The organism is Bradyrhizobium sp. (assembly GCF_049586575.1).
Taxonomy (GTDB): domain Bacteria; phylum Pseudomonadota; class Alphaproteobacteria; order Rhizobiales; family Xanthobacteraceae; genus Bradyrhizobium.
This window is the reverse complement of record NZ_JBAVCF010000197.1, coordinates 1-18,543: the sequence shown is the minus strand read 5'-3', so window position 1 is coordinate 18,543 and position 18,543 is coordinate 1. Positions and strand designations below refer to the sequence as shown.

General features: G+C 60.7%; 16 protein-coding genes. 6 read left to right on the top strand and 10 right to left on the bottom strand.

All coding sequences use genetic code 11. The features are described 5' to 3' along the window. Window positions 1-91: 91 nt before the first annotated feature. Both WB528_RS07525 and lpxD read left to right on the top strand, forming a co-directional pair. Window positions 92-319, top strand: coding sequence for a hypothetical protein (locus WB528_RS07525; protein WP_423887788.1), 228 nt, complete (start codon window positions 92-94; stop codon window positions 317-319). Between the two features lie 101 nt (window positions 320-420). Beyond that, window positions 421-1,470, top strand: coding sequence for a UDP-3-O-(3-hydroxymyristoyl)glucosamine N-acyltransferase (gene lpxD, locus WB528_RS07520; protein WP_423887787.1), 1,050 nt, complete (start codon window positions 421-423; stop codon window positions 1,468-1,470). Window positions 1,471-1,535: 65 nt separating this feature from the next. Here lpxD and WB528_RS07515 read toward each other — a convergent pair whose 3' ends face one another. From WB528_RS07515 to WB528_RS07470, 10 genes are all read right to left on the bottom strand, one after another. After that, entirely contained in the window at window positions 1,536-2,315 is a 780-nt protein-coding gene (locus WB528_RS07515; protein ID WP_423887786.1) for a transporter substrate-binding domain-containing protein, read from the bottom strand. Between the two features lie 23 nt (window positions 2,316-2,338). Beyond that, window positions 2,339-3,307, bottom strand: coding sequence for a zinc-binding dehydrogenase (locus tag WB528_RS07510; protein ID WP_423887785.1), 969 nt, complete (start codon window positions 3,305-3,307; stop codon window positions 2,339-2,341). Between the two features lie 40 nt (window positions 3,308-3,347). After that, on the bottom strand, window positions 3,348-4,343 hold the full coding sequence (locus WB528_RS07505; protein ID WP_423887784.1) for an NAD(P)H-dependent flavin oxidoreductase: 996 nt from the start codon (window positions 4,341-4,343) through the stop codon (window positions 3,348-3,350). 129 nt (window positions 4,344-4,472) lie between these two features. After that, on the bottom strand, window positions 4,473-5,489 hold the full coding sequence (locus WB528_RS07500; RefSeq protein ID WP_423887783.1) for a 2-dehydropantoate 2-reductase: 1,017 nt from the start codon (window positions 5,487-5,489) through the stop codon (window positions 4,473-4,475). Window positions 5,490-5,588: 99 nt separating this feature from the next. After that, complete coding sequence (locus WB528_RS07495; protein WP_423887782.1) at window positions 5,589-6,020, bottom strand: CBS domain-containing protein; 432 nt, start codon at window positions 6,018-6,020, stop codon at window positions 5,589-5,591. A gap of 269 nt (window positions 6,021-6,289) precedes the next feature. Continuing rightward, window positions 6,290-7,588 (bottom strand): oxalate/formate MFS antiporter, encoded by a 1,299-nt coding sequence (oxlT, locus tag WB528_RS07490; RefSeq protein WP_423887781.1) that lies wholly within the window; start codon window positions 7,586-7,588, stop codon window positions 6,290-6,292. 339 nt (window positions 7,589-7,927) lie between these two features. Next, the gene (locus tag WB528_RS07485; protein ID WP_423887780.1) at window positions 7,928-8,065 is read right to left on the bottom strand and encodes a hypothetical protein; all 138 of its coding nucleotides are present in this window, start codon (window positions 8,063-8,065) and stop codon (window positions 7,928-7,930) included. A gap of 189 nt (window positions 8,066-8,254) precedes the next feature. Then, entirely contained in the window at window positions 8,255-9,532 is a 1,278-nt protein-coding gene (frc, locus tag WB528_RS07480; RefSeq protein WP_423887779.1) for a formyl-CoA transferase, read from the bottom strand. 54 nt (window positions 9,533-9,586) lie between these two features. Then, window positions 9,587-11,314, bottom strand: coding sequence for an oxalyl-CoA decarboxylase (gene oxc / locus WB528_RS07475; RefSeq protein WP_423887778.1), 1,728 nt, complete (start codon window positions 11,312-11,314; stop codon window positions 9,587-9,589). A 95-nt stretch (window positions 11,315-11,409) separates the two neighbouring features. Further along, window positions 11,410-12,102, bottom strand: coding sequence for a GntR family transcriptional regulator (locus tag WB528_RS07470; protein ID WP_423887789.1), 693 nt, complete (start codon window positions 12,100-12,102; stop codon window positions 11,410-11,412). A gap of 465 nt (window positions 12,103-12,567) precedes the next feature. Here WB528_RS07470 and WB528_RS07465 point away from each other — a divergent pair, with 465 nt between their 5' ends. From WB528_RS07465 to WB528_RS07450, 4 genes are all read left to right on the top strand, one after another. Further along, the gene (locus WB528_RS07465; protein ID WP_423887777.1) at window positions 12,568-14,697 is read left to right on the top strand and encodes an acetate--CoA ligase family protein; all 2,130 of its coding nucleotides are present in this window, start codon (window positions 12,568-12,570) and stop codon (window positions 14,695-14,697) included. A 102-nt stretch (window positions 14,698-14,799) separates the two neighbouring features. Next, complete coding sequence (locus WB528_RS07460) at window positions 14,800-15,654, top strand: IclR family transcriptional regulator (protein WP_423887776.1); 855 nt, start codon at window positions 14,800-14,802, stop codon at window positions 15,652-15,654. Between the two features lie 173 nt (window positions 15,655-15,827). After that, window positions 15,828-17,627 (top strand): glyoxylate carboligase, encoded by a 1,800-nt coding sequence (gcl, locus tag WB528_RS07455; protein ID WP_423887775.1) that lies wholly within the window; start codon window positions 15,828-15,830, stop codon window positions 17,625-17,627. Window positions 17,628-17,767: 140 nt separating this feature from the next. After that, on the top strand, window positions 17,768-18,543 hold a 776-nt coding region (locus WB528_RS07450), incomplete at its 3' end, for a rhomboid family intramembrane serine protease (protein ID WP_423887774.1).

The following is an 18,543-nucleotide window of genomic DNA, read 5'->3' as shown; positions in this document are numbered from 1 at the left end:
CTCAGACGGCTTGGTACCCTTGGGCTGACTGAGTCCGGCAGGCGGTGCCTCGCAGCAGGAAACGTTCAAACTGACAGCAAAGGATTTAATGATGAAAAAACCAGTTCTCTCAATTGAAGAGCCGGAGCCCAAGAAAAGGCTTCGCGCCGACAGGCCACCCGTTGACGGGTTCGTAACCGTCGTCGACGGTCATTTCAAGTCGGAATTCGACACTGTCGACGCAGCTGAGGCGTCGGGTCGAAAACTGAAGTCGGCCTATCCGATGCTTCAGATAGAAATCTATGACGCCAGTGCAAAGACACGCACGTTGTTGAGCTAGCTCGTGATGCACGAAGCCGCTCGGCACTCGTTTGGCAGCTTCAACGCGTAGATTCTTATTATTGTCACGCAAACCATTACATTGCGTGGGGAATGAATGATATGCCTGAAGTAATTGCCGGCAATCCAAGATTTTTCCAGCGAAGCGGGCCCTATTCTCTGGCGATTGTCGCCGGAGCGGCAGGCGGAATTTCCAACGACGTAGACCTGCTGCTTGAGGGCGTAGCGCCCCTGCAAACGGCCGGCCCCAGCGAAGTAAGCTTTCTGGACAACCGGCGTTATTTGCCGGCTCTCGATCGGACGTTGGCCGGTGCTGTCATTGTGCATCCCGATGTCGCTTCAAGAGTACCCAAGGCGACCGCGACGATCGTCATGGTCGAACCATATGCAGGCTGGGCGCGGGTCGCGGCATTATTCCATCCCGCATTGCCGGTCTCTCCGGGCATTCATCCCTCGGCCATTGTGGCGAGCAGTGCCGTCGTCGATCCGTCGGCGGAGATTGGACCGCTGGTCGTCATCGAGTCCGGCGCGGAAATAGGTCGCGGTTGCCGCATCGGACCTTGCGCCGTTGTTGGAAATGGCGTCGTGGTCGGTCCGGACTGCCGGATTGGCGCACATGTCAGCTTGAGTCACGCGTTGTTGGGCGCGCGCGTATACGTCTATCCCGGCGCTCGGATCGGACAGGAAGGTTTCGGATTTGCCTCCACTCGAGACGGTTTCCTGTCGGTGCCTCAGCTTGGGCGGGTGATCCTTGAGGACGACGTGGAAGTCGGGGCGAATACGACCATTGATCGGGGATCGTCGCGCGACACGGTGATTGGCGCCGGGTCTCGTCTCGACAACCTTGTGCAGATCGGCCACAATGTCGTCCTCGGCCGCTGTTGTGTCGTCGTCGCACAGGTCGGCATCTCAGGTTCAACGGTGCTTGAGGATTTTGTTCGCGTCGGCGGGCAGGCGGCGATGGCTGGACATCTTCGAATCGGTCAGGGCACCGAGATTGGAGCGCAGGCTGGCGTCATGTCGGACCTCGCGGCCGGCTCGAAGGTACTGGGCACACCTGCTCAGCCAAAGAACGACTTCTTTCGGCAAATTGCCATGTTGAAGACGATGGCAGGGCGCAAGTTGCGGTCGAGGCGCGACTCCTCGAACTGAATATCGTCGTAGCCGACAGCGGGAATGTGCGGGCGCGTGACATTTGCGCTTTTAACGCGGGGGATCTACTGCGACTTCACAGCGCCCCTCAATCCGGAGCGTTCGACGGATTGGGCAAGCAGGCCGTTGGTCTGGACGTCTTGAATGAATTGCTGGATATATTCCAGCGCGGCCTCACGGCCTTTCGGGATCGCGACTGCGAGGTGTTCCTCGCCCCATCGGCCGTCCAGCACCCGCGATCCCGGCATCTGGTCAGACATCTCGAACAAGGTCGGCTTGTTGGTGGCGTAGGTGTCGATCTCGCCGTGCTCGAGCATTTCGACACCGCGCTTGTAGTTCTCTGCGGGCACGACCGTTGCATTCGGCAGCAATTTTGGAATCGTGCCCTGCGACGTGCTCCCCTGCGTCACGCCGATGCGAAGGCCGGGCTTCTGGATGTCGGCCACGGTCGTGATCGGAGAAGTGGCCGTGACGAGGTATCCGAGTTCGATCGTAAGCAGATGCTGGCTGAACGTGACCGAAGCGGCGCGCGCCGGCGTTGAGTTGCTGACCGTGACGTCGACGTCTCCGGCTTTCATGCCTTCAAGAACGTCTGAAATCCGCTGGTAGTTGACCTGCTCGAACGGGACATCAAGCCGTTTGGCGAGCTCGTGGCCCAGATCGAAAGTCAGCCCATGGACCTCATCGGTCCTGGGATCGCGAACCATCGAGGTAGGGCTGCCGTAGTAGACGCCGACGCGCAGCTTTCCTTTCGGCGCCAATATCTGCTTGACGTCCTGCGCGAAGGCGCCAAATGCCGAGCCGGCAAGCACGGCTGCTGCCATCGTGAAGATAAGAGTCTTCATGGGATGCTCCGCTGACGCAAATCTCAAAACGTCACGACAATCTTGCCGAGATGCCTATTGGCTTCCATGTGTTCGAATGCCTTGCCGATGTCGTCAAAGGCAAACACTCTGTCGATCGGCAGCTGCAACTTGCGCTGCTCGACCGCCGGCCAGATATCCTTTCGGACCTGGTCGAAAATCTCGCGGATTTCGTCGATCGAGCGGGTCCGGAAGGTAACGCCGATATAATTGATGCGGCGCGCCGCATGCAGGTCGAAGTTGAAATCGGCGTGCGTTCCGCCGAGCCGGCCGACATTGACGATGCGGCCCTTGATTTTGGTTGCCTTCAGGTTCTGGCTTGCGACCTTGCCTGAGATCTGATCGACGATCAGATCGACGCCTTCGCCTGACGTGGCCTGTAACACTTGGTCGACCCAGGCTGGATCGCTGGAATCGACCGCCAGATCGGCGCCGAATTCTTTCAGTCGCGCGCGGCGGCTTGCGTCGGTCGAGGAGCCCACCACGAGTTTTGCGCCCTTGAACTTCGCGATCTGCAATCCCATCAGGCCGACGCCGGAGCTTGCGCCCTGAATCATGACGCTTTGCCCGGCCTGCAGGCCGCCTACGGAGACGACCGCGTTGTGCATGGTGGTGATCGCAATGGGCAGCGTGCAGGCTTCGTCAAAGTTCATGTTCGAGGGCGCGCGGAACAGGCGGCCGTGATCGGCGAGCGTATATTCGGCGAAGGCGGCAGAGCCCGAGCCCATCACCTTTTCGCCGACCTTGACGCCTTTGGCGTCGGGACCGAGTTCGGCGACTTCGCCAGCCCATTCCATGCCCAATACCGTGCCGGCGCCGCCGGCGCTGCCATGGACGTGCCCCTTGGTCATGCCGAGATCGGCACGGTTGAGGCCGCAGGCGCGGACGCGGACCAGCACTTGCGTGCCCTTCGGCGAGGGCTCGGCGACGTCAGTAATTTCAGCGCCATTGGCGCCGTAAACATAGGCCTTCATGATCATTCCTAATCGTTGACTGGTGACGAGGTGGATTGGCTTATTCGGCGGCCTGGCGGCGGTTGGGTGATAACATGCCTTCCAGCCGGCTTTGAATGATGGCTTCGGCCTCGCGGACGATGCGCGATACGAGCTCCGCGCAACTCGGGATGTCGTGGATCAGGCCCTGGACCTGACCGGCGGACCAGATGCCTTCATCCGCATCGCCTGAGGCGTAGACCATCTTGCCGCGCGCGCCGGCGACGAGCTCTCGAACCTGCTCGAAGGCCGCGCCTTCCTTCTCCATCGCGACCACCTGGGTCGAGACGGCATTCCTGGCGACGCGCGAGGTGTTGCGCATGGTGCGGAAAATCAGCTCGGTCTCGCGCTCGTCATTGGCGACGATGCGTTCCTTGATCTTCTGATGGATCGGGCTTTCCCTGGTGCACATGAATCGGGTGCCCATGTTGATGCCCTCCGCACCGAGGGCGAGGGCGGCGACCAGACCGCGTCCGTCGCCAAAGCCGCCGGAGGCGATCATCGGTATCTTGACCCTGTTGGCGGCAACCGGAATCAGAATCAGGCCGGGTGTATCGTCTTCACCGGGATGACCGGCGCATTCGAAGCCGTCGATCGAAATCGCGTCGACCCCCATGCGCTCGGCCGACAGCGCGTGGCGTACGCTGGTGCATTTGTGCACGACCACGACGCCATGCTTCTTGAACTCGGTGACGTGATCCTGCGGCTTGTTGCCGGCGGTTTCGACGATTCTGATTCCGCTTTCGATGATGGCTTGACGGTATTCGGCGTAGGGCGGGGGCTTGATCGAAGGGAGAATGGTTAGATTGACGCCGAAAGGCTTGTCGGTCATGTCGCGGCAGCGCGCGATTTCCCTGGTCAGATCTTCAGGGGTTGGTTGCGTCAGCGCGGTGATGAAGCCGAGCGCGCCGGCATTGGCAACGGCCGCTACCAGTTCGGCCCGGCCGACCCACTGCATTCCGCCCTGGACGATGGGATGCTCGACGCCGACAAGTTCGGTGAATCGGGTTTTGATCATATGCCGGCCTTTTGCGCCTCTTCCTCTCAAGGCGCGTGTTGACGCACCTTGTTCTGTTTTGCAGAGGAAAGGATGCCGTTCCGGCCGGCAAATGTCTACCGGGGCGATGGCGTGGTCAGGACAGCTTGATCATGCAAAAGCGGGTGCGGGCGCCGCGATCGGCCCTGCGGTGCAGCCCAATCCCGCCACCTTGGCGCGTTGGACAACGAGGGCCAGCACGGCATCGAGCGCCGGCGTCGCGGTTTCGGTCAGCCGTCCCATTTCCTGAACCACAGATACCAGCGGCTGAATCTCCATCGGCCGGCCGCGCTCCAGATCCTGCAACATCGACGTCTTGTGCGCGCCGACCTTGCGTGCGCCTTCGATCCGTCGTTCGACATCGACGCGGAATTTGACGCCGAATTTTTCGGCGATCGCCTGGGCCTCGAGCATGATTGCTTTCGATAACGCGCGGGTTGCGGGATCGGAGCAGATCACGTCGAGCGTCGCATGCGTGAGCGCACTGATGGGATTGAGGCAAACGTTGCCCCAGAGTTTCAGCCAGATCTCGTCGCGGATGCGATCGAGCACCGGCGCCTGCATGCCGGCATCACTGAACAAGGTGGACAGCCGCCGGACGTCCTCTGTTGTTTCGCCGGAAGGCTCGCCGATCGGAAAGCGGTCACCATAGACGTGCTGGATGACGCCGGGCGCGACGATCTCGGTCGCCGGGTAAACGATGCATCCGATCGCGCGTTCCGGGCGCAGTTCGCGCCATTGCCGGCCGCCCGGGTCGATGCTTTCCAGCGTCGAGCCTTCGTAAACACCGCCGTGTTTATAGAAATACCAGTAGGGAATGCCATTCACGGCGGTGACGATGCGGGTTTTCTCCGAAAGCAGCGGCTGCATCGCATCGATGGTGCCGGTGATGGAATGCGCCTTCAGGCAGATGATGACGACATCCTGGGCGCCGAGTTCGGCGGGATCATCGGTGCAGCGCGGACGGACCACGCGTTCTTCCTCGCCGATCAAGAGTTTCAATCCGTTCGCGCGCATCGCGGCCAGATGCGCGCCACGCGCGACCAGGCTTACGTCTGCGCCCGCGCGGGCAAACTGAACTCCAAGATAGCCGCCGATCGCGCCGGCGCCGTAAATGCAGATTTTCATGTGACCTACCTGAACCCGGGATGAGAAGTTTGGACACGTCGCCGTATTGCGCGGAAATGAAATTTCCGCACTGGAAAATGAATCAAGAGAGCAGGGACCTCAGGCCGAAGCGGCGAACACCGTGGTCATGGCCTCTTCGTCGAAAGCCGTCGAGATATCGCGAATGCTGACCACGCCGCACAGACTGTAATTGTCGATCACGGGCAAGTGGCGGATATGATGTTTGTTCATCAGATGCCGAACATCTTCCAGCGTATCGCTGGAGGTGCACGACACCAGTTGCTGAACTGAAATCAGCTGGGACACTTTCATGTTGACCCCGGCTGCGCCGTGTTCGGCAATCGCACGCACGACGTCGTGTTCGGTGAACATGCCGACAGCAGTGTTGCCTTCGGTGCGCACGACGTCCTTGACGACAAGGGCGCTGACATTTCCGGCGCGCATCAGCTGAGCCGCAATGGCCACTGTTTCGTTCATGCGAATGGTTGAAATACGCGCGGTCTTTTTGCGCAGGATGTCTCCGACTTTCATCGCAAGCTCCTCAAGGTCAGCCGCAGGGGTCAGGGCCATTAACAGCTATAAAATTGGTATACATTATGCCAATTGTCAACTGACTTTTAGAAGCCGTTAGTTGGCAGAAAACGGCAATATTACTGACGTTTTTAAGCGGGACGTGCCGCAAGGGAAAAGCCGCGCATCTTATTGTATTTTGTATGCCAATCGCTTTCGGCAAAAAGAGAGGCGCACCGAAGTGCGCCCCGATATTTCTTGGCGGATGGAAGGGCCGACGGCCTTTGCAGCTATTCCGCCGGCTGCGCCACCGCGCCGTCCTTTTCCGCGGCGCTCATCGAAGCCCGCATCGGCCGTACGACGAACAAGGCCGACGCCACCACCAGAAGATTCAGGATCGACGCGACCACAAACACCGCGTGCCAGCTGCCTGTGTGTACCTTCAGCACGTTAGCCAGCGGGACTACAAAGGCCGACATTCCCTTCGCTGAGTACATAAGGGCGGTGTTGGTCGTGGCGTATTTCGGCCCGAATATATCGGTGGTGGTCGAGGGGAACAGACTGAAGATCTCGCCCCACGTGAAGAAGACGATTGCGGCGCAGATCACGAATGCCCACGGCGTCGTGCCTGCCGTTCCAAGTAGCCAGTAGGCGATGGCGCCTAAGCTAAACGCGATCGCCATGGTGTATTCGCGGCCGATCTGGTCGGACACCCAGCCAAAGAATGGCCTGGCGCCGCCGTTGCACAGACTGTCGATGACGCCAGCTAGCGTCAGCGTGGGCAGGCCAAACAGAATAATCGTTTGCGCCACGCCGTAGTCCTTGGCGATGATCGAGAGCTGGGCGGTAACCATGAGGCCGCTCGCGGACACCGCGATGAACATCAGGTAGAGGATCCAGAACAGCGGAGACCGAAGCACTTGACCCGGGTTGCTGCTATTCTTCGATTGCAGGACTTTCACGGCCGAGGCGGACGGCACTTCGCCGGCGCGCGGCGGGCGGAGGATCCAGGCGAGCACAAAGACGATGCCTCCCTGACCGAGCGCGAACCAGAAGAAGGTGTCGGCGTAGCCGATCGACCCGATCATTTTCTGGATTGGAATGACGGTGAGGGCGGCGCCCGCACCGAAACCGGCGGCTGTCAGGCCGACGGCCAAGCCACGGCGATCAGGAAACCATCTCACCGCGTTGCCGACGCAGGTGGCGTAGACCGCGCCCGCACCTGTGCCGGAAAGGATCGCGCCAAAATACAGCATCTCCAGCGAGTCGGCCCTGGAGTTGATCAGCCAACCGCAAGCAGCGAACACGCCGCCGATCGCTACCATTATTTTTGGACCCCGAGGGCCGATCCAGTCGACGATGAATCCCTCAATGGGCGTCAACCAGGTCTCGAACGCAATGAAGAGGCTGAATGCAACCTGGATGCTGGCGATTTGCCAGGAATGCGCCTTCGCCATGGGGCCGACGAAGAATGTCCAGCCGTATTGATAGTTGGCCATCATCGCCATGCAGATGAGGCCGGTGATCAGTTGCGTCCACCGAAAGCTGTTTGGTATCCCTTGGCTCGGCGCACTAGCTGCGGTTGCCATCATTGTGTCTCCTCCTAATGCGCGCTTTTTTGGCCCACCCACATCGGAGGTCAAGCGCTGCAGATACACAATTCTGGTATATTATATTCCAGAGCGCAAGGCGATTTTTGCAATTTGTGTCTGGCGCCCGCGAGATATCCTGTTGATAGAGACCGCTGGGGGAAGCCGGTTCTGCAGCGCGCATTTCGGGTCACAGGTTACCGATGCTACTACGGCCGTCACTCAATGCATAACGGCCCAACCGCTGCCATGCGCAAAAAAAATGGCTCCCAATGCTTGGGAGCCATTAGCTGGAAAAAGGTTTTTCAGCTCGGGAGTGATCCGATAGTTCGATGTGTATCAAACGATGCAGCGGGGGACATCGCCGTTTCGGATCGTTATCTCGGCATAGGCCAGCAGCCTGCGGTCGATGGCCGCGAGCAGGCGGCTGAGTAGGGTGGTGGACGGCGCGAAAGCAATAGCGGTGATCGTGGACATGTGGCGTTCCTTGATGTTGGACAGTGGGACTGACCTAATCTACGTATACCAGATGCCACGGACAATTGATTTGTTTGCATAGCAGCATAACACCTTTCGCAACGCACCAATTTTAACTTTAAAGCTTTGTTTTTACAAAGAAAAAGGCCGCCGGAATCCGGCGGCCTGAACCATGATCGCAGGGCCGATCTATTCGGCAGCGACCTTTTGAGGGGGATCCAGTGCCCCCGAATCGTGGATTTCTTTCACCTGATGATCGGAGAAGCCGAGCACCTGGCGCAGGATTTCGTCGGTGTGCTCGCCGAGCAGCGGGGAGCGCTTCACTTCTGCCGGGCTGTCCGACAGCTTGATCGGGTTGCCAACCGACAAGTACTTGCCGCGCACGGGGTGATCCACCTCGACGATGGTGCCGGTGGCGCGAAGCGACTGGTCCTCGGCGAGTTCCTTCATCGACAGGATCGGACCGCAGGGAATGTCATCCTTGTTGAGGATCTCCATCGCCTCGAACTTGGTCTTGGTCATTGTCCATTGCTCGATGCGCGCGAAGATTTCGTTCAGGCGCGGCAGCCGGGCCGGTGGCTTGGCGTAGTCAGGATGGGTCTTCCAGCCGGGCTCGCCGATCACGTCGCAGATCTTCTCCCAGACCGGAGCCTGAGTGATGAAATAGATGTAGGCGTTGGGATCGGTCTCCCAGCCCTTGCACTTGAGGATGCGGCCGGGCTGACCACCGCCGGAATCGTTGCCGGCGCGCGGCGTTGCATCGCCAAACGGAATACCTTCGCCGAACTGGCTGTATTCCTTGAGCGGGCCGTGGGCGAGACGCTGCTGGTCGCGCAGCTTGACGCGGCAGAGATTGAGCACGCCGTCCTGCATGGCGGCGGTGACGCGCTGACCTTTGCCGCTATGGGTCCGATGATAAAGCGCGGTGACGATGCCGAGCGCGAGATGCAGGCCGGTGCCGCTGTCGCCGATCTGCGCGCCGGTCACAAGCGGCAGCCCGTCGTGAAAACCGGTGGTCGAAGCGGACCCGCCGGTGCATTGCGCGACGTTCTCGTAGACCTTGCAGTCCTCGTAGGGACCGGGGCCAAAACCCTTGATCGACGCCACGATCATCTTCGGATTGATGCTCTGGATCTTTTCCCAGGAAAAACCCATGCGATCGAGCACGCCGGGGCCGAAATTCTCCACCAGCACGTCGCAGGTCTTGATCAACGCGGTGAGGACTTCCTTGCCTTTGGCATTCTTGGTGTCGAGCGTGATCGAGCGCTTGTTGTGATTGAGCATGGTGAAATACAGGCTGTCCACTTTCGGGATGTCCTGCAATTGCCCGCGCGTAATGTCGCCGACGCCGGGGCGCTCTACCTTGATCACGTCTGCACCGAACCAGGCCAGCAACTGCGTGCAGGTAGGCCCCGATTGAACGTGGGTGAAGTCGAGAATTCGAACGCCCTTGAGCGCCTTTGTCATAGTCTTACTCCGTCTCATGTCTGCTCCCGTGCGGGAGCTCGTGGATCTGTAGGGTTATTTCTTCTTGAGAGCGCTCTGCGGATTGAGGTTGCCGATGCGTCCGCTCTCGGTGCCGGCCGCCGGGTCGATCACCGCGTTGATGAGGGTCGGCCTGCCGGAGTCCATCGCCGCGTTGACGGCGCGCTTCAGCTCGTCCGGGGAGGTGGCGTTGACGCCGAAGCCGCCGAACGCTTCCATCATCTTGTCGTAGCGCGCGCCCTTCACGAACACCATCGGCGACGGATCCGAACCGGCGGTATTGACGTCGGTGCCGCGATAGATGCCGTTATTGTTGAAGATGACGACGCAGATCGGCAGGTTGTAGCGGCAGATGGTCTCGACCTCCATGCCGGAGAAACCGAAGGCGCTGTCGCCCTCGACCGCGAGCACGGGATGGCCGGTTTCAACGGTAGCCGCGATCGCCTGACCCATGCCGATGCCCATCACGCCCCAGGTGCCGACGTCGAGCCGCTTGCGCGGCTTGTGCATGTCGATCACGCCGCGGGCGAGGTCGAGCGTATTGGCGCCTTCGTTGACGAGAATGGCGTCCGGCCGTTCCTTGATGATCGTGCGCAGGACGCCGAGCGCGCCGTGATAATCCATCGGCGAGTTGTTGTTCATCAGCCGCGGCGCCATCTTGGCGACGTTGTCCTCGCGCTTGGTGGTGACGGTCTTGACCCAGTCGGCTGGAGCCGCGGTCCAGTTGTTGCCCATGGCCGACAACAGTGCGGAGACGCAGGAACCGATATCGCCGACGAGGGGCGCGACGATCTCGACGTTGGAGTCCATTTCCTTGGGTTCGATGTCGATCTGGATGAATTTCTTCGGCGCGTCGCCCCAGCTCTTGCCCTTGCCGTGCGACAATAGCCAGTTGAGACGGGCGCCGATCAGCATGACCACATCGGCATCTTTCAGAACGGTCGAGCGTGCCGCACCGGCGCATAGCGGATGCAGGTCGGGCAACAGGCCCTTGGCCATGCTCATCGGCAGGAACGGCACGCCGCTCTTTTCAACGAAGGCGCGGATATCGTCGTCGGCCTGCGCATAGGCGGCGCCCTTGCCCAGGATAATGAGCGGACGCTTCGCGCCCTTGAGCACGTCAAGCGCGCGCTTGACGGCAGCAGGGGCGGGGATCTGGGCCGGCGCCGCATCGATCACCTTGACCAGCGACTTGCGGCCGGCTTCGGCATTCATGACCTGGCCGAACAGCTTGGCGGGCAGATCGAGATATACGCCGCCGGGACGGCCTGAGACCGCGGCGCGGATCGCGCGCGCGAAGCCGATGCCGATATCGGCGGCATGCAGCACGCGGAACGCGGCCTTGCACAGCGGTTTGGCGATGGCGAGCTGGTCCATCTCCTCATAGTCGCCCTGCTGCAGGTCGACGATCTCGCGCTCGGAAGAGCCGGAGATCAGGATCATGGGAAAACAGTTGGTGGTGGCGTGTGCGAGCGCGGTCAGGCCGTTGAGGAAGCCGGGGGCCGAAACGGTCAGGCAGATGCCGGGCTTCTTGGTGAGATAGCCGGCGATCGCCGCCGCATAACCGGCGTTCTGCTCGTGGCGGAACGAGAGCACGCGGATGCCTTCAGCCTGCAGCATGCGGCCAAGGTCGCTGATCGGGATGCCCGGCACGCCGTAAATCGTCTTGATGTCGTTGAGCTTGAGCGCATCGATGACGAGATGAAAGCCGTCGGTCAATTCCTGCTCGGCCGAGGCGTCAATGCTCTGTACTACTGCGGACATTCCGCTTCTCCTTGGTCGTTTTTTATGAGGACGAGTTCGTCCCCTGATTGATCGCGAAACGCGCGAGGAAGGATCGATGGGTTAGAATCGGACCACTAGAACAGTTCCTTGCCGTGGGCTTCGACATAAGCCGCAAGGCCGAGGGTGTGGTCCCGCGCCAGCCTTTCGGCCAAGTCGGTATCACGCTGTTCGAGGGCATCAATGATGGCCATGTGCTCGGGCAGGGATGTTGCGATTCGCTCGACGCGCCCGATCGTCAACTGGCGGTAGCCGCGCACATGCAAAAGGATATCGTTCGTCATATCGATGAGCACCGGCGACTCGCTCAACGCGATCAGCGCCTGGTGGAAAGCGATGTTGGCTTTCGAATACTCGTCGACGTGATGCTCGGGCAGGCGGTCCTTGCCGAAATCGTTGAAGAAGTCACGCAGCGCGGAAATGTCCTTTTTGCGCGCGGTGGTCGTGATCAATCGCGCGGCCATGCTCTCGAGCGCGGCCCAGGCGCGGATCATGTCGACGATCTCGCTCTTGGTACGGCGCACGACCACGATACCGCGGCGCGGAACCGTCTTCACGAGGCCGTCCTGCTCCAGCATCGCAATCGCTTCGCGGATGGGCGTGCGGCTGACACCCAGGCGTTCCGACAGCGCGCGCTCATCGAGCATCACCGGCTCGGGCGTCGCGTAGATGTCCATTTTCAGGATGGCTTCCTTAAGCGCCTCATATGCCTTGTTCTTGAAGCTCGTCTCCGGCACGATCCGGACCACGGCGATGTCTGCGTCTGCCATGCTCAATGTTGCCCTGATTGGTTTGGCCTTGGCATATCTGGTAATTAAAGAACCACAACTCAATAATTTTTGGCATACCACATGCCAGAATGTCAAGTTGCGCCTGTTTTCAGCATTTAGCTGACTTGACAATTTCGTTTCTGGCATACCAAATGCCATGCGAACCTATTCTGTGGCTTGCCCAAGCTGCAAGAATGCACCGGTACCGCCCGATCCGAAGTCGCTGCAGTGCAACTGCGAGACGTCCAATCGATAAGCGGTACTGGAATCATTGAGTTGCCGGTGCCCATGACTTTCCGAAGCGCGTTAGACGGTGCTGCTGAGACGGAGCCCGAATTTCGGAAAGACGGGCGCTGGGGCTTGCCATCCCATGAAGAACCGACCAATCCCGCGCCCGCCAGGACATGATGCTGAAGCCAGCATGTCTGGCCTGCGCCCAAAGAATTGAAGTCAAGGAGGAAACGAATGTCGAATTCCAAAGATGCGGTCCGCAAAGTCCTCGATGCAGTCAAGGCGGACAAGCGCACGAGCCTGACGGCGCCCGAAGGCAAGCTTGTTTGCGATGCTTACGGAATCCCGGTTCCCAAAGAGGGTGTCGTCAAATCGGCAGCCGAGGCGGCCAAAATGGCATCCGGCATGGGCTTTCCGGTGGTGATGAAAATCGTCTCGCCGGACATCCTCCACAAGACCGAGGCCGGCGGCGTGGTGGTCGGCGTCAAGACCGCCGAAGACGCCCAGAAGAGCTACGACACCATTCTGGCCAACGCCAAGAAGTATAAAGCCGACGCCAAGATCGAGGGCATCCAGGTTCAGCAGATGCTCGCCGGCGGCACGGAAGTCATCGTCGGTTCCATCACCGACGCCTCGTTCGGCAAGCTCGTAGCGTTCGGTCTCGGCGGCGTGCTGGTCGAAGTTCTCAAGGACGTCACCTTCCGTCTCGCGCCGGCTACCAAAGATGACGCGCTCTCGATGCTGGACGGCATCCAGGCGCACGAAATGCTCAAAGGCGTGCGCGGCGGCGATCCCGTCAACCGCGAGGCGCTGGCCGACGTGATCGTCAAGGTGTCGCAGCTCGTCAGCGACTTCCCCGAAATCGTCGAGCTCGATCTCAACCCGGTATTTGCCACCAAAAAGGACGCGATCGCCGCCGACGTGCGCATCGTCGTCGACTTCGACTACAAGCCGCGCGAGAAGCCGCGTTCGACCGAGGAAATCGTCACGGCGATGAACCGTATCATGAAGCCGAAGGCGGTTGCCGTGATCGGCGCCTCCGCCGAAGACGGCAAGATCGGCAACTCCGTGATGAAGAACCTCATCAACGGCGGCTACAAGGGCGACATCTACCCGATCCATCCCAAGGCGGCCGATATCCTCGGCTACAAGGCCTACAAGAGCGTCAAGGACGTGGCCGGCGTGATCGATGTCGCGGTGTTCGCGATCCCCGCAAAATTCGTGGCTGCGGCGCTAGCCGAATGCGGCGAGAAGAAAATTCCGGGCGCCGTACTGATTCCGTCGGGCTTCGCAGAAGCCGGTCATCCGGAATTGCAGGCCGAGATCGTCGAGGTCGGCAAGAAGTACGATGTCCGCCTGATGGGGCCGAACATTTACGGCTTCTATTACACGCCCGCCAATCTGTGCGCGACCTTCTGTACCGCCTACGACGTCAAGGGCCACGCGGCGCTGTCGTCGCAATCCGGCGGCATCGGCATGGCGATCATCGGCTTTTCGCGCTCGGCGAAAATGGGCGTCTCGGCGATCGTTGGTCTCGGCAACAAGGCTGACATCGACGAGGACGATCTGCTCGCCTTCTTCGAGCAGGACCCGAACACCAACCTCATTGCCCAGCATTGCGAGGACCTCAAGGACGGCCGCGCCTTCGCCGAAGCCGCCAAGCGGGTGTCGAAGAAGAAGCCGGTGGTGGTGCTGAAAGCCGGCCGCACTTCGGCGGGCGCCAAGGCGGCGTCCTCGCATACCGGCGCACTCGCCGGTAACGACAAGATCTATGAGGACGTCTTCAAGCAGTCAGGCGTGATCCGTGCCCGCAGCTTGAGACAACTGCTCGACTTCGCACGTGGCGTTCCGGTGCTGCCGACGCCGAAGGGCGAGAACGTGCTGATCATCACTGGTGCGGGCGGCTCGGGCGTGCTGCTGTCGGACTCGGTGGTGGATAACGGCCTGTCCCTGATGGCGATGCCGCCGGATCTGGATGCGGCCTTCCGCAAGTTCATCCCGCCGTTCGGCGCGTCCGGCAACCCGGTCGACATCACCGGTGGCGAGCCGCCGATCACCTACGTCAATACAGTGAAGCTCGGTCTCACCGATGATCGCATCCACGCGCTGATCCTCGGCTACTGGCACACCATCGTGACGCCGCCGATGGTGTTTGCGCGCAACATGGTCGAAGTGAAGAAGGAAATGGAAGCCAAAGGCTTCGTGAAGCCGATCGTTGCTTCGCTGGCCGGCGACATCGAGGTCGAGGAAGCCGCCGAATATCTCTATCAGAACGGCATCCCGGCTTACGCCTACTCGACCGAAATCCCGGTCGAGGTGCTGGCCGCCAAGTATAAGTGGGCGCGCGGCGCGGGCCTTCTCTAAGCGATAAAGAATGCCGCCCGGCAAATCGGGCGGCATTCTTTCCGGACTTTTTGACAGCGCGGTTTTGTCGAGTGGTAAATACGTCACCGTGAGCAGGTCGCGATGAAGAGAAACGTAATCCGTCGAAAAGTGCTAGAACTCAGGCCCGGTGCGGACATCGAGTCCGATCCCAGGGACGGCGGCGTTCAATCGGTCGATCGCGCGCTTTCGATCATCGAGACGCTGGCCGAAGACGACGAGGGATACCGCCTCACGGATCTTGCGGTCCGCACGGGCCTGTCGACATCCACCGTCCATCGCCTGCTGGCGACGCTGGAAAAGCGCCGCTTCGTCCACTTCGACCGTCATGAATCGAAGTGGCATGTCGGCGCGCAGAGCTTCTCCGTCGGGGCGACCTTCGCCCGCCGCCGTAACTTCACGGCGCAGGCCATGCCGTATTTGCGAAAATTGCGCGACCAGACGCGCGAAACAGCCAATCTCGCGGTCGTCGACGACGAAGCGATCATTGTGCTGACGCGTATTGAAAGCCGCGAGATCATGCGCTCGCTTACCAAGGTCGGCGGCCGGGTCGCGATGGTGGCGTCCGGCGTCGGCAAGGCGGTGCTCGCCACCTATTCCGATGAGGACGTCAACGCCATCATCTGCCGGCAGGGCATGCCGCGGCTGACGGAAAAGTCGATCGTGCGGCCAGGCGAACTGTTCAGGGAACTCGAAGCCGTCCGGCGGCGCGGCTATGCGATCGACGATGAGGAAGCGCGCATCGGACTGCGTTGTATCGCAGCGGTCGTCTATAATGACTGCAGCGAGCCCTTGGCGGCGATTTCCGTCTCCGGCATGACCAGCCGGATCACCGACGAAAGGTTGCCGGTTCTCGGTTGCATCGTGCGCGCAGTTGCCGCCGAACTGACGGTTGTGCTCGGTGGCGTGATGCCACAGGTCGGCGAAGCCGTCGGTTGAAAGTGCGGCTTTCGCTGCGCGGCGTTTCCATTTTTTATCGCAGCTAATGACTTGAGCGCACGTAAGAAAATCCCCGCCATGTCATCTTGCGGGAAATAAATTCGATTCCGTTGAGATGATGTGCCGCTCCGTCCGATGATCCCTGAATTGGAAATCATCGACCGGAGTGTGAAATGGCGAAGATGCGGGCAATCGATGCGGCCGTGCGAATCCTGGAAAAGGAAGGCGTGGTCTGTGCTTTCGGGGTTCCGGGCGCCGCGATCAACCCGCTGTACTCGGCGCTGAAGAAGCGCGGCTCGATCAACCACATTCTGGCGCGTCACGTCGAGGGCGCCTCGCACATGGCGGAGGGCTATACCCGCGCCAAGGCAGGCAATATCGGCGTCTGCATCGGCACATCGGGCCCGGCCGGGACCGACATGATCACGGGTCTCTATTCGGCGATCGCGGATTCGATCCCGATCCTTTGCATCACCGGTCAGGCGCCGCGCGCACGGCTCTACAAGGAAGATTTTCAGGCGGTCGATATCGAATCGATCGCGCGGCCGGTGACGAAGTGGGCGGTGACCGCGCGCGAGCCCGCGCTGGTGCCGCGCATCTTCAGCCAGGCATTCCATGTCATGCGATCGGGCCGCCCGGGTCCGGTGCTGATCGATCTGCCGTTCGACGTCCAGGTCGCCGAAATCGAATTCGACGCCGAAACCTACGAGCCGTTGCCTGTCTACAAGCCGGCTGCGACGCGCAAGCAGGTCGAGAGGGCGCTGGAGATGCTCAATGCCGCGGATCGTCCGCTGATCGTGGCAGGCGGCGGCATCATCAACGCCGGCGCGAGCAATCTCCTGGTGCAGTTCGCCGAGACCGTCAATGTTCCCGTCGTGCCGACGTTGATGGGGTGGGGTACCATTCCCGACGACCACGTGTTGATGGCCGGCATGGTTGGACTGCAAACCAGCCACCGTTACGGCAATGCGACGATGCTGGAATCCGATTTTGTGCTCGGCATCGGCAACCGCTGGGCCAACCGGCACACCGGCTCGATCGAGACCTACACCAAGGGGCGCACCTTCGTGCATGTCGATATCGAGCCAACCCAGATCGGACGCGTCTTCAACCCCGATCTCGGCATCGTGTCCGATGCCAAAGCCGCGCTTGAGCTGTTCGTGACGGTTGCGAGGGAATGGCGCAAGGCCGGCAAGCTGAAGGAGCGGCAGGCATGGCCCGCGGCGTGCCAGGATCGCAAGCGGTCGATGCTGCGCAAGAGCCACTTCGACAATATTCCGATCAAGCCGCAGCGCGTCTATGAGGAGATGACCAAGGCGTTCGGCCGCGACACCTGTTATGTCAGCGTCATCGGCCTGTCGCAGATCGCCGGTGCGCAGTTCCTCAACGTTTACCGGCCGCACAACTGGATCAACGCCGGGCAGGCGGGGCCGTTGGGCTGGACGCTGCCTGCCGCGCTGGGCGTGAGAGCCGCCGATCCTAACCGCGAAATCGTCGCGCTGTCAGGCGACTATGATTTCCAGTTCCTGATCGAGGAACTCGCGGTCGGCGCCCAATTCAAGTTGCCCTACATTCATGTCGTCGTGAACAACTCCTATCTCGGATTGATCCGCCAGTCGCAGCGCGGGTTCGACATGGACTACCATGTGCAGTTGTCGTTCGAGAACATCAATGCGCCGGAACTTGGCGCCTACGGCGTCGACCACGTAGCGGTTGCCAAGGGCCTCGGCTGCAAGGCGATCCGCGTGACCGATCCTGCTGAGGCTCAGGCAGCCTTTGCAACCGCGCGCGAACTGATGAAGGAATATCAGGTACCGGTTGTTGTCGAATTCATTCTGGAGCGGGTGACCAACATCGCGATGGGGACCGAGATCGACAATGTCGTCGAGTTCGAAGACGTTCTCGATTTGCCGCTCGACGATGATCGAGCGAGCGTGACGACGAAGCCTGCCGGCCAATTGCTTCCGGTATAGCCCGAGGATATTTTCCGCAAGAGCGCATCGGTCAAAACGATGCCGCATGACAGTGAGCTTCGCCGGTGCTTGCGTCCGTGCTAAAGACGCTCTAAGGCTGAATCCGCCTCGGTCTGAAATCTGGCGGTCGCGCATCTGTCATGAGATTCAATCGTTCCGTCGGCGCGTTCGAGTTCCCGCACACGGCGACGGCGTTGCTGCTTGCCGTCAATATCCTGGTCTACGCGCTCACCCTGCAGCGCTCGGGCATGCCGGTCCCGAGCCCGGACGTACTGTTGCGCTCAGGCGCCATCTATAGCGGCGCGCTGGCGCGTCACGAATACTGGCGACTCGTCGCCTATGCCTTCTTGCACGGCAGCATGTTGCACATTCTCACCAACATGGCGTGCCTGGTCTGGTGGGGCGGTCCGCTCGAGAGCCGCATCGGCACCAGTTATTTCCTGCTGATCTACTTCGCTTCGGTGATTGCCGGTGCGCTCACCGGCATCTTTACCCATCCGGGTTTCTACTTCAGCGTCGGCGCATCCGCTGGCATCTCCGGCGTTCTCGGCGCGTTGTTGAGCCTGAAGCTCCTGAAGCGGATCGATCTGCCGGCGAGTTTCTTCGTCGTCAACCTCGGCCTTAACCTCGTCATCGCCTTTCTCGCGCCGAGGGTGGATTGGGGTGCGCATCTCGGCGGCATCGTTGCCGGCATGGCGATGTGCGCGGTGCTCAATGCGTTCGAGGTCGCGGGACCGAAGTTGATGCGGTGCAAATTTCCCGAATTCGTCAAGCTGAACCTGGGAATTCTGTTCGCGGTTGTCGCATGGCTGACGGATTTTTCGCTCGTGGCGGTGCTCGCGGCGCTGGCGGTGTTGATCGTCGCCGTGAAAGGTATCGACATCGCGTTGTCGGTGCGGCGCGGGCTCGCCTGGAC

Coding starts and splice junctions, on each gene's coding strand:
- WB528_RS07525 (WP_423887788.1), top strand. CDS start 92: ATGAAAAAACCAGTTCTCTCAATTGAAGAGCCGGAGCCCAAGAAAAGG.
- lpxD (WP_423887787.1), top strand. CDS start 421: ATGCCTGAAGTAATTGCCGGCAATCCAAGATTTTTCCAGCGAAGCGGG.
- WB528_RS07515 (WP_423887786.1), bottom strand. CDS start 2,315: ATGAAGACTCTTATCTTCACGATGGCAGCAGCCGTGCTTGCCGGCTCG.
- WB528_RS07510 (WP_423887785.1), bottom strand. CDS start 3,307: ATGAAGGCCTATGTTTACGGCGCCAATGGCGCTGAAATTACTGACGTC.
- WB528_RS07505 (WP_423887784.1), bottom strand. CDS start 4,343: ATGATCAAAACCCGATTCACCGAACTTGTCGGCGTCGAGCATCCCATC.
- WB528_RS07500 (WP_423887783.1), bottom strand. CDS start 5,489: ATGAAAATCTGCATTTACGGCGCCGGCGCGATCGGCGGCTATCTTGGA.
- WB528_RS07495 (WP_423887782.1), bottom strand. CDS start 6,020: ATGAAAGTCGGAGACATCCTGCGCAAAAAGACCGCGCGTATTTCAACC.
- oxlT (WP_423887781.1), bottom strand. CDS start 7,588: ATGGCAACCGCAGCTAGTGCGCCGAGCCAAGGGATACCAAACAGCTTT.
- WB528_RS07485 (WP_423887780.1), bottom strand. CDS start 8,065: ATGTCCACGATCACCGCTATTGCTTTCGCGCCGTCCACCACCCTACTC.
- frc (WP_423887779.1), bottom strand. CDS start 9,532: ATGACAAAGGCGCTCAAGGGCGTTCGAATTCTCGACTTCACCCACGTT.
- oxc (WP_423887778.1), bottom strand. CDS start 11,314: ATGTCCGCAGTAGTACAGAGCATTGACGCCTCGGCCGAGCAGGAATTG.
- WB528_RS07470 (WP_423887789.1), bottom strand. CDS start 12,102: ATGGCAGACGCAGACATCGCCGTGGTCCGGATCGTGCCGGAGACGAGC.
- WB528_RS07465 (WP_423887777.1), top strand. CDS start 12,568: ATGTCGAATTCCAAAGATGCGGTCCGCAAAGTCCTCGATGCAGTCAAG.
- WB528_RS07460 (WP_423887776.1), top strand. CDS start 14,800: ATGAAGAGAAACGTAATCCGTCGAAAAGTGCTAGAACTCAGGCCCGGT.
- gcl (WP_423887775.1), top strand. CDS start 15,828: ATGGCGAAGATGCGGGCAATCGATGCGGCCGTGCGAATCCTGGAAAAG.